The organism is Prevotella sp. P3-122 (assembly GCF_002251365.1).
GTDB lineage: Bacteria > Bacteroidota > Bacteroidia > Bacteroidales > Bacteroidaceae > Prevotella.
In genome coordinates, this window is record NZ_NPJH01000037.1 from 67717 (window position 1) to 80636 (window position 12920).

Below are 12920 nucleotides of genomic sequence, written 5' to 3' on the forward strand. Positions count from 1 at the left end.
GAATACATCCAGCTTACAGCCGCTTACGTAAGGGAAAAAGAAAACTTAAACAAAATACTTCTTATGGTAAAGATAACTAAAGAGGCGGCGCTGGAATACCACAGCAATGGCCGTCCCGGCAAAATAGAGGTTAAGCCTACTAAGCCGTACACAACACAAACAGACCTAAGCCTGGCATATTCACCCGGAGTGGCATATCCATGTCTGGAAATCCAGGAAACCCCCGACGATGTCTACAAGTATACCGACAAGGGAAACCTTGTAGCTGTGATATCCAATGGCACTGCCGTACTCGGACTGGGCGATATAGGTGCGATGAGTGGAAAACCCGTTATGGAGGGTAAGGGGTTGCTGTTCAAGATTTATGGTGGTATTGACGTCTTCGATATTGAGGTTGATGAGAAAGACCCGGAGAAATTCTGCGAGGCTGTAGAGAAGATTGCGCCAACGTTCGGCGGAATAAACCTTGAGGACATAAAAGCTCCTGAATGTTTCTATATTGAGGAGAGGCTCAAGCGTACTCTCGACATACCCGTCATGCACGATGACCAGCATGGCACAGCCATCATATCGGCTGCCGGACTTAAGAATGCGCTGGAAGTAGCAGGCAAGGATATATCTAAGGTACGTATCGTTGTCAACGGCGCAGGTGCCGCTGCCATATCGTGTACCAAGCTGTATGTGGCCATAGGTGCCAAGACTGAGAATATCGTGATGCTCGACTCAAAGGGCGTAATCACGTCTGACCGCACAAACCTTACACCGCAAAAGGCTCTCTTTGCTACTGACCGCCGTGACATACACACTCTGGAGGAGGCTGTGCGCGACGCCGATGTCTTCGTAGGACTGTCCAAAGGCAACGTGCTTACTCAGGACATGGTGCGCTCGATGGCTCCCAAGCCAATAGTGTTCGCACTTGCCAATCCTGTGCCGGAGATTAGCTACGAGGATGCCATGGCAAGCCGTCCCGACGTGCTTATGTCTACCGGTCGCTCTGACTATCCGAACCAGATTAACAACGTTATAGGCTTCCCATACATATTCCGCGGAGCACTCGACGTTCATGCACGCAGCATCAACGAGGAGATGAAGCTCGCTGCCGTACATGCCATTGCCGACTTGGCCAAGCAACCTGTGCCTGATGTTGTGAACGAGGTCTACCATGTCAACGACCTTTCGTTCGGCCCAAGGTATTTCATTCCGAAACCTGTAGACCCACGACTTATCACCGAGGTGAGCGCAGCGGTTGCCAAGGCTGCCATGGAGAGTGGGGTAGCGCGCACGCCTATCACGGACTGGGATTCGTATAAGCAGAATCTCCGACAGCTGCTCGGACAGGAGACGAAGCTCACACGATATATCCACGCCACTGCCGCTGAGCACCCGCAGAGGGTTGTCTTCGCCGAGGGTGAGCACAACACCATGATGAAGGCTGCCGTGCAGGCTAAGATGGAGGGTATCTGCCATCCGGTACTTCTAGGTAATCCAGACCGTCTGCGCCGTATGGCCACACGTCTGAAGCTCGACCTTACGGGCATTGAGCTTATCGACATGCGTGCAGACCAGGAGCAGGGCAGACGTGCTACATACGCCAAGCATCTGGCTGAGAAGAGGGCACGCGACGGATATACGTTCCAGGAGGCGTACGACAAGATGTATGAGCGAAACTACTTCGGTATGATGATGGTGGAGACGGGCGATGCCGATGCTTTCATTACAGGTCTGTATACCAAGTACTCGAATACCATCAAGGTGGCAAAGGAGGTTATAGGCATACGCGAAGAGAATTCTACCTTCGGCACCATGCACATCATCAACAGTCCGAAGGGAGTTCTGTATCTTGCCGATACGCTCGTCAATGGTGACCCGAACACCGACGACCTCGTGGACATTGCCAAGCTTGCGTCAAGGACGGTCAAGTTCTTCAATGAGACTCCAAACATAGCCTTGATTAGCTATTCCAACTTCGGCTCTGATACTGCTCCTGGGTCATTGAAGGTGAAGAATGCCGTCAAGCGTGTACAGGACGAAATGCCCGAATTGTGCATTGACGGTGAGATGCAGATAGGCTACGCTCTCAACCGCGAGCTCAGAGACCAGAAATATCCGTTCTCGAAGCTGGTTGGCAAGGATGTCAACACACTCGTGTTCCCCAATCTTACCAGTGCGCGCTCGGCATACAAGCTCTTGCAGATGCTCTCTAACGACGTGGAGATCATCGGTCCGATACAGATGGGACTGAACAAGCCTATCCACTTTACCGACTCCGAAAGCTCCGTCCGCGATATTGTAAACATCACGGCCATAGCCACCATCGACGCATACGTGGAGAAAATCAAGCAGGGAAAGAAATAAGCAAGCTCCGCATATCTATGACTCGCTGTCAGTTAACAGGTTCTATCTAAGCAGAACCTGTTAACTGACAGCTTTTTTGTAAACTTTAGTAACAATCTTGCAGAGGGCGTATAATGGGCCAGAGGAATGTCCCTATGACCCATATAAAAAAGAATTATTTTCCTCAAAATCCTTTGCCGTTTCAGGAATAATGAGTATATTTACAGCGGTTAAACTCGATTAATATGGCAAGCAATGAATATATCATAGACAGCATCAAGAAAGTGGCAAGGGAGACATTGCCGCCAAAATCTTCATTGTTGCTATTTGGGTCGAGGGCTCGCCATGAGGAACATGCAAACAGCGACTGGGATATTCTTATCCTGTTAGACAAGCCTCAACTAACATCTGAAGACTATGAATACGCATATCCCTTCAGGGTTTTGGGGTGGGATATGAATGAAGAAATCAATCCGCAAGTGTATTCTAAAAAAGAATGGGAGGGTTACTCATATACCCCATTCTATATGAATGTTGAACAAGATAAAATGGTGCTGATATGAGTAAGGGAACAACAGATATATGGCTGATTGCAGAGGGTATTGAGGGAATACTTAGCCGAAATGCACAATATAAGCCACGAGCCATTCTTTTTGGCTCTAGGGCAAGAGGCGATGCACGACTTGACTCAGACTGGGACATCTTAGTTCTTCTTGATAAAGAATGCATCACTCTTGAGGATATGGACAACATCACCTACCCCATCAGAGAACTTGGTTGGAACCTCAATGAGATGATAAATCCCATTATGTTCACCGAAAAGGAGTGGAAAGCAAAAAGTTTTACTCCATTTTATAAGAATGTCACAAAGGAAGGAATAACGTTATGAGTTTAAGCAATGAGGAAAGAAAAGCCATTGTCGAATTCAGAATTGAAAAGGCATTAAGGGCTTACGAGCAAGCAAAAGGTGTTCTACCTTTAGGATATTGGGAAACAATAGCCAATAGGTTGTATTATGCTGCATACAATGCAGTGTCTGCATTATTGATTGCAAATGGAGATAATGCTCAAACTCACGCAGGCGTTACCCACCTATTTGGAATGCGTTTTGTAAATACTGGCATTTGTTCAAAAGATGACGGAAGGCTTTATCACAAACTCTTCACCATGCGCCAAACCGGTGATTATGACGATACATACGGCTTGTCGGATATTGATGTTTTGCCATTAGTAGAACCAGCTGGAGAGTTTATCAAAAAGATTGTTGATATGGCAAAGGAGAAACTTCTGGATTTGCCAGACAGCCATGACGAGTAAACAAATGACAAAAGCTATCGGGGGTTGCGACACGATTGGTGAAGGGTGAAGGATAAATGCACTGATTCATTTTTGGGGGGATAATAAAGCAGATAAAAGGCAAGATTGAATCAATATACTTCCATCTGGCGCAAGGTTATTAATTAGGGAGTCCAGTTCTATGTTCCACTTTCTGATATTACAATATAATTCCAAAGCTTTGATATTTAAAGTGTTACTTATTTGAAATGGACTAATTTTTAATCATAAAATAGCGATGTATAATTGAGGGGGTATTCGTTGTTTGCATAACATCTGATTCTCATAATGTTAGAAGAAGTACAAGCTTCTTTTTAACTCGAAAATTAGAACACAGAACTGGACACCCTAGTTAATAACCTTGACTATATAGATAGTTGTATGAGGTCTTTCTATTAATAATCGGTAATCTTGGCTGAATTAGAAACAATACTCTGTATTACTTGCTACCATTGCCTCGACCTCATATCCTTGGGGCATCTGTGCCTTTGTGCCAGGAATAAAGATACATGGCCAAACAAAACAGCCTAACACAACCGCAAGCGGTGTTTTATTTTTTCCATATACACGTACATTTGTATCGGAAAAGAAAAGGGGTGTACCATTAGGCAGAGTCATTTTTTGTATGGAGATAACAAGTCTTCCTTTTGTTCCAGCAATTGTACTCTTTTTTGCCTCTATAACTTTACCTTTTACAATAGCACCTCTTTCGAAAACTGTCTTCCCATCAATTGTCAAAGGAGATACAGTTACAAAATCTACAACCTGCCCCTCATTGAGGTCTGCAGCTTTTACAGTTTGGGCAGCTTGAAGGGGAACAATAGTACCAGCTTTAATTACTACTTTTTCTTGAGCAATTGCAATTGTGCTCATACATAATGCAAAGATTGATAAAATTAACTTTTTCATAAGTGTTTGATTTTTATTGTTAAACGTTACTTACTTCCTTTTCTTCTATTACACTCCCTGCAAAGCATTTGGCAGTTGGATTCTACAGTCCTTCCGCCTTCGCGCCATGGGGTTATGTGGTCGCCCTCCATCTGTTCGAGGGGATATTCCTTTTGGCAATGGGGGCAGATGTGGTGCTGCTTTTCCCATACGGCAAGTTTGATGTCTTCGGGGAAGGAGCGTAGGTCGAGATGACGTTCGTCACGGGTGAGGACATAGGGAATGATGCCGAGAGACTTCTGAATGTCGCTATCTCGCATGAGACGGGATATTTCTTCCTCTATTGCAGCGATGTCAAGCGTCTGCTCATGGAAGGTGTCGTAGAGAAGTGCCCAATCGAGACCTTTCATTATCTTCTTGAACTTCTTCATGCTGAAGTTGGTCATTGCCCAATTCAATACGTTTTGGAAATATGTCCAAAGGTTGTTGGCATTGGGGTCGTGCTGATGTTGCGACATATAGCCTACAAGTGTTTGTGGGTTTCCATTGCGAGTCTCGTGGGCAACCATCCATTCAAGAGCCTTTTTGAGAAAGTCCTGACGGATGGGAGTGCCATTTATCAAGTCCTTGCCCAAGCGATAGGCACCACAATTAGACTTGGAGAAATGGCGCTTGGCATCACTCACAAAAGGACCGGCATAGACGGCATTGTGAATCTCCTGATCGTTGAGCGGTTTGCCTGCAATGTTGATGGTTTTAAACCATTCCAGTTTCTCCGATTCTTCTCCTTCGCATACATAAACTGTCAACTGATAGTTTAGGATTCGCTTCTGTATGTCAGCCGGTTGATTGAAATAATTCTTCTCGCCTACACTGAATTTTCCTGCAACATATTGGCAAAGCGAGAGTGTGCGTTGCTGTCCGTCCATCACTTCATATGGACATTCTGCATCCTCGCTCCTTTTCACCCAATACATCACATTCAGCGGATAGCCCTTTAAGACCGTCTCAATAACGGCTTTCTGTTCTTTATCACTATATATAAACTCACGCTGGTATTTTGGACGGATGTCGAGAAGACCGTTATACCCTCTCACTCCTTCCTCTTCGTCGTTGACATAACCCTTGGTTATCTCGCCAACGGTCACATTGATTTGCTTTATTGTCATCATAGGCGTGGATGTTTGTTGCGGATTAATACTCGTGCATAAGGTTTCTCAGGAATACCATTCTTCATATAATACAACTGACCGTCTCGAAGACTCTTATTATATTTCTTCAAAGCTCTATCGTATGGTCTGAGACCTAACTCTTTTCCAGAATCTCCCTGAGTCTGACCAATTATCTCAAATTGTTCAGGATTATATTTGTCCAAGAATGTAATCGGCACTCCCATCGCTCCTGCAAAATCGTATGGAATGTCAGATGTTTTGCTTACTTCTATTGCATCATAATTTTCGTATGTAGGATATTCTTCTGGTGAATAACGGCAAACTAAATCAAGTTCCTCATTACGTTTTGGGATTTCCATATTAGTAAACCAATTTACGCCAGAAACTCTAATCATGTCTTCACGATGGTCCCCTGCTGTTGCGATATCTTCGTATGGAGAAAAGAAGTGAGCAGCTCCACCTTTGAAACCATACCCCAACCATATTCTATTTTCTTTAATTAATGGAAATACCTCCTTATAGGTAATTGCATTTTGATGTCCAATTATCAAGAACTTCTTCTCATACTCCATCAACTGAGCGATATATTCCCTAAACAGTGAGAATGGAGGATTTGTCACGACGATATCTGCCTCTTTAAGTAACTCAATACATTCCTTAGAACGAAAGTCGCCTGTTTCGAGAGTGGAGAGTACATTCTTGTCGTTTTGCAGAAGTATTCTTACATCCGAGAGGTCAACTGCTCCATCGCCGTTAAGGTCTTTCACTTCTGAGATTACCACCTTATGGGCAATTTTCTTGGGTTCTTCATCCTCAAAGTCGAATGGCAAAGACAATTCATCTCCTTGAATGGGAGAACCATTATAACAAGTGCAGATGAGTTTCTTCAATCCGAGATGATTGAAGTGAAGAGCGAAATACTTGAAGAAATTGCTTTCATAAGGGTCGTCGCAGTTGCACAGCACAACTTTATCATGGAAATGCTGCCAATAATGCTGCAACTCCATCTCTATGTCAGACATCTGAGTGTAGAACTCATCCTTCTTTGCCGTCTTGGCTGCATTAAGGTTTTTGTTTGCCATAAAAATATTGATAGTCGTTTGGCACTCAACTATCAATCACGCCGAGACACAATAATGGCGCGATGCACCTTATTGCGTTCAGCTTTGAGGTAGCGTAGGAAAGGAAACCTCAGACCGTACATAAGAATGCACCACGCCTATTGCGTGATTGCATTGCTAAATGTACGGTCAGAGGTATCCATAAATATCTACGGACACCCTGTCACATATTATTCTTGTTACGTTATATCCATGAAAGTTTCCTACGCTTTTGGCTGAACGCGAATAATAGCGAATGCTTTGTTTTACCCACAATGTCATTGGAAATCATCGGAAGGAACCATTGGCTCACCGGAATGAAATCCGCACCAAAGTTACAAATAATATCTGAAACGAGAAAGTATCTTTGGAATATTTTAATGCGAAGAATTTGTTTTATTTGAGCCTAACGCACAAAAAAGGTTCATCAGAAATATGGAGTGACGCATTATTATATATTATTCCTGAAGTATATTATTAACTGAAGTGGGTGAAATAGTTTGCCATAGGACATGAATACGTTTGCATCCCTGATAAGGTTAATAACCTTACGGCTGAAAGGTTATTAACCTTACGGCCTTAAGGTTATTAACCTTATCAGGGATGATATATATATGCATAGACCACGCAACAATATATTGTCACTCGAGATATAGCATGAACCGCAAATATGAATACGCCACAGACAAGATTTATAACCTTATCGGCAATGAAGGTAACAAATACAGAGCACACTGCTATAAATGGTAATCACTCGAAATGTCGGATGAACACAAAAAAAGTGCGTCATACATGTGTATGACGCACCCTAACTCTCATTTTTTCATTCGAGCTTACTACAATTACTCAGCGGCTGTAGTGTCAACAGCAGTAGTGTCAACTACAGTTGTGTCAGTTGTGTCAACAGCTGTTGTGTCAACGTCAGCTGCAGGAGCCTCTGCCTTGTTACCACATGATGCGAAAGAGATTGCAGCCATAGCTACGAACATAAAAACTAATTTCTTCATTTTCTTTGCTTTTTAAATCTGTAAAACAATCATTTGTTTATTAAAACGATGCAAAGGTAATGCTTTTTTTGATAAGTCGTACACTTTTTATAGTTTTTTTTTAGGCTCTTTTTGTAACCTTTTCGTAATGTATTGATAATTAGCAGTTTGTGGATAGTGAATAAAAGTTAAAAACCGAGAAGGTTGTCTTGGAACATTAAAAATGGTGCTTTTTTAGGTGTTTTTGGGTGCTGTTGTGAGCGGACACAACAGGTGTGTTCTTGCTTTGATTTATGTCATGTTAGCTTCCAGATGACATGGAATAAAACTGGCAAAATTTAAGAAGGTATCTTCGTTGTCCATCGAAGATACCTTCATAATTTGCTGTACTTTTATTATTCCTCGTTTAGGGCGGCTGTACGCACGCGTGAAAGAGTTTCGGGAGTCATCTGCAGATAGCTGGCTATGTAGACGAGTGGTGCACGCAGGACTACCTGTGGTGCGAGCTTGCACATTCTCTTGTACTTGTCCTGTGCGGTCTCAAACCTTACGAGGTCTGCATGAATCTGTGACTGTATGAGGCTTTCCTCCAGAATTTTCCTGTATAGTATCTGTATGTTGACATTGTGCAGTGCCACCTCTTCCAGCCTCTGTTTGGGCAGGAAGTACATTATGGTAGGTTCGAGAGCTTCTACCTGAAGTTTGGTCGGTTCCTCCTTGAACAGGCTCTCTATACACATTATCATGCCGCCCTCCACGCTCATGTGCTCGGTAACCTCTTTTTCTTTCTTGAAGTAGAACTGTCGCACAAGGCCTTTGGCAATGTACATTATGTTGCGGCACACCTCGCCTTCAGCCAGGATAGTCTGCCCCTTGGTGAATTTCATAGGCACGAGGATGCTCTCGAGTGTGTCAAGCTCGTCGTGAGTCATCGTACTGTATTTTCTTGCCAATTCTCTTGCAATGTCTCTGGTTGTGCTTGTTAGATCTTTCATCGGGTTCCTCCCCTTATATAATTAATGTGTGATTTTTAGTTTTATGTCATTTTAGGTCCATGGGCTTGTCGTCAGTCGAGCTTGAGTACGGCGAGGAATGCCTTTTGCGGTACCTCTACGTTTCCAATCTGCTTCATTCTCTTCTTACCCTTCTTCTGTTTCTCAAGTAGTTTGCGCTTTCGGCTGACGTCTCCTCCGTAGCATTTTGCGGTAACGTCCTTGCGTACGCACTTGATGGTCTCGCGTGCCACAATCTTCGCACCTATGGCAGCCTGTATGGCAATGTCGAACTGCTGTCTCGGTATGAGGTCTTTCAGTTTCTCGCACATCCTTCTGCCGAGTGTGACGGCATTGTCCTGATGAGTGAGTGTCGACAGGGCGTCTACTGCCTCGCCATTGAGCAGTATGTCGAGCTTGGCGAGTTTAGATGGCCGGAAGGAGTCGATATGGTAGTCGAATGAGGCGTAGCCCTTGGAGATGGACTTCAGCTTGTCGTAGAAGTCGATGACTATCTCACCTAATGGTATCATGAAATGCAGCTCTACGCGGTTGCCGCTCACGTACTCCTGCTTGATGAGCTCGCCTCGCTTGTCGAGGCATAGTTTCATTATCGGGCCTATGAATAGTGCGTCGGTGATGATGGTTGCCCGGATGTATGGTTCCTCGATATGCTCTATCATGGTGATGTCTGGCAGTCCGGAGGGGTTGTGAACCTCTTTGGAGTTGCCATGCTTGTCGTATACCATGTATGATACGTTGGGCACCGTTGTTATGACATCCATGTTGAACTCCCTGTCGAGTCTTTCCTGAACAATCTCCATATGGAGCAGTCCGAGAAATCCGCAGCGGAAGCCGAAGCCGAGAGCTACCGATGACTCGGGCATGAAGGTCAGCGAGGCATCGTTGAGCTGCAGCTTCTCAAGCGAGGCGCGAAGGTTCTCGTAGTCGCTTGGGTCGATGGGGTAGACGCCCGCGAACACCATGGGCTTCACCTCCTGAAATCCGGCAATGGCTTTCTGGCAGGGGTTGGCAACGTGCGTTATGGTATCGCCGACCTTTACTTCCTTGGCGTCCTTGATGCCGCTGATGATGTAGCCTACCTCGCCCGTTGATATTGTAGTGCGTGGTATCATGTCCATCTTGAGCACTCCTACCTCATCGGCGGTGTATTCCATGCCTGTATTGAAGAACTTCACCTTGTCGCCTTTAGAGATGTGTCCGTTCTCAATCTTAAAGTAGGCTATGATGCCTCGGAAGGAGTTGAACACAGAGTCGAAGATGAGTGCCTGCAACGGAGCCTCAGGGTTGCCCTCCGGGTGCGGTATGCGCTCTACGATGGCCTCGAGTATTGCCTCTACGCCCTCTCCGGTTTTACCCGACGCACGCAGTATCTCCTCTCTCTTGCATCCTATAAGGTCTACAATCTCGTCCTCCACCTCATCTGGCATTGCGCTCGGCATGTCTATCTTGTTGATGACAGGAATAATCTCCAGGTCGTGCTCGATGGCCATGTAGAGGTTGGAGATGGTCTGCGCCTGCACACCCTGAGTGGCATCCACGATTAGCAATGCTCCCTCGCAAGCTGCGATGCTCCTTGACACCTCGTATGAGAAGTCGACATGCCCGGGAGTGTCAATGAGGTTCAGAATGTATTTCTCGCCATGTGACATATATTCCATCTGTATGGCGTGGCTCTTTATGGTGATGCCTCGCTCGCGTTCGAGGTCCATGTCGTCGAGCATCTGTCCTCCTGTAATCTGAATAGTCTTGGTGTACTCAAGCAGACGGTCGGCAAGCGTGGACTTGCCGTGGTCTATGTGTGCTATTATGCAGAAATTCCTTATGTTGTTCATCAATATGCTTTCTTTAAGTTGCAAAGATAACAATAATTTCGGATATTATTTGTATCTTTGCAAAAAAATATGGTTAAACTTATGCAGAAAGTATTTTGTTTTGTTGTTATGGCATTGCTTATGGTATCGTGCCATGACAGTCTTGATGACAGGGCGGAGAAGGAAGCCAAAAACTATACTGAGCGATATTGTCCCACGCCAGTGCAGCAGAACCAGCGCACAGACAGCCTGACTTTTGACCGCCATACACACACATACAACTATTATTATACGCTGACGGGTCCTGCGGACAATGCAGACGTGATAGGCGAGAACAGGCAGAAGCTAAAGGATGTGCTGGTGGCAGGAGTGAGGAACGACACGAGGATGAAGGCATACAAGGATGCGGGTTTCGGTTTCCACTTTGTCTACCGCTCGGAAAGTACTGGCAAGGTGCTGCTTGAGGTCAGCGTGACGTCAAAGGACTACTGATGCCCTGCACGTCACTGTGTGAAGAATAAAACGGACGTGGCGCATACCCAATTTATCAGGTATGCGCCACGTCCGTTTCCAATCGGGAATAGCTCCTATGGTTACTTGTACAGATACCGCTTGATAGACTTCTTCGGTGTCTTCTCAAATTCCTCCTCCAGTATCTCTACTTCTGTTATCTTGGAGTATGCAGGCAGAATGTTGTTCAATTCCAGCCTGTTCTGTTCCATTACGTTCTTGAGGTCGTCAGTCGACAGTCCCATTACTGAAGCCTCGTCGTAGTCGGGGTATATCAGTGCGGCAAGCTTCTCGCCTCTCTGCACCACCAGACTCTCAGTGACGAGTGTCATGGAGTTGAGCTTGTCCTCAATCTCCTCGGGGTAGATGTTCTGTCCGTTACTGCTGAGGAGCATGTTCTTGGAGCGTCCCTTGATGAAGATGTTGCCATCGGCATCCATCGTTCCGAGGTCGCCAGTATGATACCATCCGTCAGCGTCTATTGTATTTCTGGTAGCCTCCTCGTTCTTGTAATATCCTAACATTACGTTAGTACCCCGTGCCAGTATCTCGCCAGGCACATTAGCTGGGTCGTGGCTGTCTATTTTCACTTCCATGTGTACGACGGGGCGTCCACAGCTGCCTGGCTTGAAGGTAGAGTAGTCGGCATAGCTGATGATAGGTGCGCACTCTGTTGCTCCATAGCCTACGGTATACGGGAAGTTGATGCGTTTGAGGAAGCTCTCCACCTCCTGGTTGAATGCTGCTCCACCGATGATTATCTCATAGAACTTTCCGCCAAACGCTGCCTTTACCTGATCGCATATCTTCTCGTTAACCTTCTTGTTGATTACGGGCATGTTCAGTAGCAGGCGCATGCGGTTGGTCTGTATTTTGGGGAATACCTTCTTGCGTATGATTTTCTCAATTACCAGTGGTACGGCAATGATTATAATAGGCTTCACCTCAGCAAAGGCCTGGGCTATGATGGCAGGAGATGGTACTCGGGTGAGGAAGAATATGTGGCAACCTGTGAGGAACTCGAATATGAACTCGAAGGCCATGCCGTACATGTGTGCCATAGGCAATATGCTGATGATATTGTCGCCGGCATGCACCTTGTCGCCAAGTACTCCTATGGCAAAGTCGTAGTTGCTCCACAATGCACGATATGGAATCATCACTCCCTTGGAGAATCCTGTCGTTCCGCTCGTGTAGTTGATGAGAGCCATGTCGTTGGCATTCTCCTCAGCAGGATAGCTTACGTGTTCCTTACGGAAAAATTTGGGGAATTTCTTTCCGAACATCTCGTTCAGATGCTCGCGTGCATATGTCAGCTTGTTGGTACGTGACAGTACGAGAGAGTAGTCGGGAATGTATATCACTCCTTCCAGTCCCGGCATCTTTGTAGTGTCAATCTGTGTCGCCACGATGTCGCCAACGAAAAGCAGCTTGGCGTCAGAGTGATTGACGATGTTATGGATTTGGTCTGCTGTGAACTCATGGAGTATTGGTACGGCAATGGCTCCATAGGTTAGTGTTGCCAGAAAGGCTACCGCCCAGTTTGCGCTATTGCGGCCAGCCAAGGCAATCTTGTCACCTTTCACTACACCAGAGTTCTCGAACAGTATGTGCAGTTTTTCAATTTTCCTTGCCACATCATGGTATTGTAGTGTGGCTCCCTTGAAATCGGTGAGAGCATCTCTGTCCCAATTCTTGACGATGCTACTCTCAATAAGTTTTGTGAAGGATGGTATTTCCATATAAAGTCCAAATTTGGTTACAGGTC

Annotated in this window: 12 protein-coding genes; 5 read left to right on the top strand and 7 right to left on the bottom strand. The window is 45.5% G+C overall.

The window, feature by feature from the left end:
* The first annotated feature begins 63 nt into the window (after positions 1-63).
* From CIL02_RS06970 to CIL02_RS06985, 4 genes are all read left to right on the top strand, one after another.
* On the top strand, positions 64-2355 hold the full coding sequence (locus CIL02_RS06970) for an NADP-dependent malic enzyme (RefSeq protein WP_094400286.1): 2292 nt from the start codon (positions 64-66) through the stop codon (positions 2353-2355).
* A gap of 224 nt (positions 2356-2579) precedes the next feature.
* Entirely contained in the window at positions 2580-2897 is a 318-nt protein-coding gene (locus tag CIL02_RS06975) for a nucleotidyltransferase domain-containing protein (protein ID WP_094400288.1), read from the top strand.
* Complete coding sequence (locus tag CIL02_RS06980; RefSeq protein WP_094400290.1) at positions 2894-3223, top strand: nucleotidyltransferase domain-containing protein; 330 nt, start codon at positions 2894-2896, stop codon at positions 3221-3223. The genes CIL02_RS06975 and CIL02_RS06980 overlap by 4 nt, the downstream gene beginning before the upstream one ends.
* Positions 3220-3651 carry a HEPN domain-containing protein gene (locus CIL02_RS06985; protein WP_094400292.1) on the top strand — a complete coding sequence of 144 codons (432 nt, stop codon included), beginning with the start codon at positions 3220-3222 and terminating at the stop codon, positions 3649-3651. Before CIL02_RS06980 ends, CIL02_RS06985 begins: the two co-directional genes overlap by 4 nt.
* 438 nt (positions 3652-4089) lie before the next feature.
* On the opposite strand, the gene CIL02_RS06990 is transcribed toward CIL02_RS06985, so the two are convergent.
* The 6 genes from CIL02_RS06990 to lepA form a co-directional block, all read right to left on the bottom strand.
* A complete protein-coding gene (locus tag CIL02_RS06990; RefSeq protein WP_141210153.1) occupies positions 4090-4578 on the bottom strand; it encodes a hypothetical protein in 489 nt (162 codons plus the stop codon).
* A 26-nt stretch (positions 4579-4604) separates the two neighbouring features.
* Positions 4605-5729: a DUF262 domain-containing protein gene (locus CIL02_RS06995; protein WP_240513564.1), complete on the bottom strand. Its 1125-nt coding sequence runs from the start codon at positions 5727-5729 to the stop codon at positions 4605-4607.
* Positions 5726-6811 carry an adenine-specific methyltransferase EcoRI family protein gene (locus tag CIL02_RS07000; RefSeq protein WP_094400296.1) on the bottom strand — a complete coding sequence of 362 codons (1086 nt, stop codon included), beginning with the start codon at positions 6809-6811 and terminating at the stop codon, positions 5726-5728. The genes CIL02_RS06995 and CIL02_RS07000 overlap by 4 nt, the downstream gene beginning before the upstream one ends.
* Positions 6812-7671: 860 nt before the next feature.
* Positions 7672-7836, bottom strand: coding sequence for a hypothetical protein (locus CIL02_RS16310; protein ID WP_170935038.1), 165 nt, complete (start codon positions 7834-7836; stop codon positions 7672-7674).
* A 374-nt stretch (positions 7837-8210) separates the two neighbouring features.
* Complete coding sequence (locus CIL02_RS07005; protein WP_094400298.1) at positions 8211-8810, bottom strand: Crp/Fnr family transcriptional regulator; 600 nt, start codon at positions 8808-8810, stop codon at positions 8211-8213.
* Positions 8811-8881: 71 nt separating this feature from the next.
* Positions 8882-10663 (bottom strand): translation elongation factor 4, encoded by a 1782-nt coding sequence (gene lepA, locus CIL02_RS07010; protein WP_094400300.1) that lies wholly within the window; start codon positions 10661-10663, stop codon positions 8882-8884.
* A 69-nt stretch (positions 10664-10732) separates the two neighbouring features.
* On the opposite strand from lepA, the gene CIL02_RS07015 reads away from it, so the two are divergent.
* On the top strand, positions 10733-11134 hold the full coding sequence (locus CIL02_RS07015) for a hypothetical protein (protein WP_094400302.1): 402 nt from the start codon (positions 10733-10735) through the stop codon (positions 11132-11134).
* 101 nt (positions 11135-11235) lie between these two features.
* On the opposite strand, the gene CIL02_RS07020 is transcribed toward CIL02_RS07015, so the two are convergent.
* The gene (locus CIL02_RS07020; RefSeq protein WP_094400344.1) at positions 11236-12894 is read right to left on the bottom strand and encodes an AMP-binding protein; all 1659 of its coding nucleotides are present in this window, start codon (positions 12892-12894) and stop codon (positions 11236-11238) included.
* Between the last annotated feature and the right edge of the window lie 26 nt (positions 12895-12920).

What these genes read in the sequence shown, in the direction of transcription:
- lepA (WP_094400300.1), bottom strand. Translation starts at nt 10,663, where the DNA reads ATGAACAACATAAGGAATTTCTGCATAATAGCACACATAGACCACGGC.
- CIL02_RS16310 (WP_170935038.1), bottom strand. Translation starts at nt 7,836, where the DNA reads ATGAAGAAATTAGTTTTTATGTTCGTAGCTATGGCTGCAATCTCTTTC.
- CIL02_RS06975 (WP_094400288.1), top strand. Translation starts at nt 2,580, where the DNA reads ATGGCAAGCAATGAATATATCATAGACAGCATCAAGAAAGTGGCAAGG.
- CIL02_RS06990 (WP_141210153.1), bottom strand. Translation starts at nt 4,578, where the DNA reads ATGAAAAAGTTAATTTTATCAATCTTTGCATTATGTATGAGCACAATT.
- CIL02_RS07015 (WP_094400302.1), top strand. Translation starts at nt 10,733, where the DNA reads ATGGTTAAACTTATGCAGAAAGTATTTTGTTTTGTTGTTATGGCATTG.
- CIL02_RS07005 (WP_094400298.1), bottom strand. Translation starts at nt 8,810, where the DNA reads ATGAAAGATCTAACAAGCACAACCAGAGACATTGCAAGAGAATTGGCA.
- CIL02_RS07020 (WP_094400344.1), bottom strand. Translation starts at nt 12,894, where the DNA reads ATGGAAATACCATCCTTCACAAAACTTATTGAGAGTAGCATCGTCAAG.
- CIL02_RS06985 (WP_094400292.1), top strand. Translation starts at nt 3,220, where the DNA reads ATGAGTTTAAGCAATGAGGAAAGAAAAGCCATTGTCGAATTCAGAATT.
- CIL02_RS06980 (WP_094400290.1), top strand. Translation starts at nt 2,894, where the DNA reads ATGAGTAAGGGAACAACAGATATATGGCTGATTGCAGAGGGTATTGAG.
- CIL02_RS06970 (WP_094400286.1), top strand. Translation starts at nt 64, where the DNA reads ATGGTAAAGATAACTAAAGAGGCGGCGCTGGAATACCACAGCAATGGC.
- CIL02_RS06995 (WP_240513564.1), bottom strand. Translation starts at nt 5,729, where the DNA reads ATGATGACAATAAAGCAAATCAATGTGACCGTTGGCGAGATAACCAAG.
- CIL02_RS07000 (WP_094400296.1), bottom strand. Translation starts at nt 6,811, where the DNA reads ATGGCAAACAAAAACCTTAATGCAGCCAAGACGGCAAAGAAGGATGAG.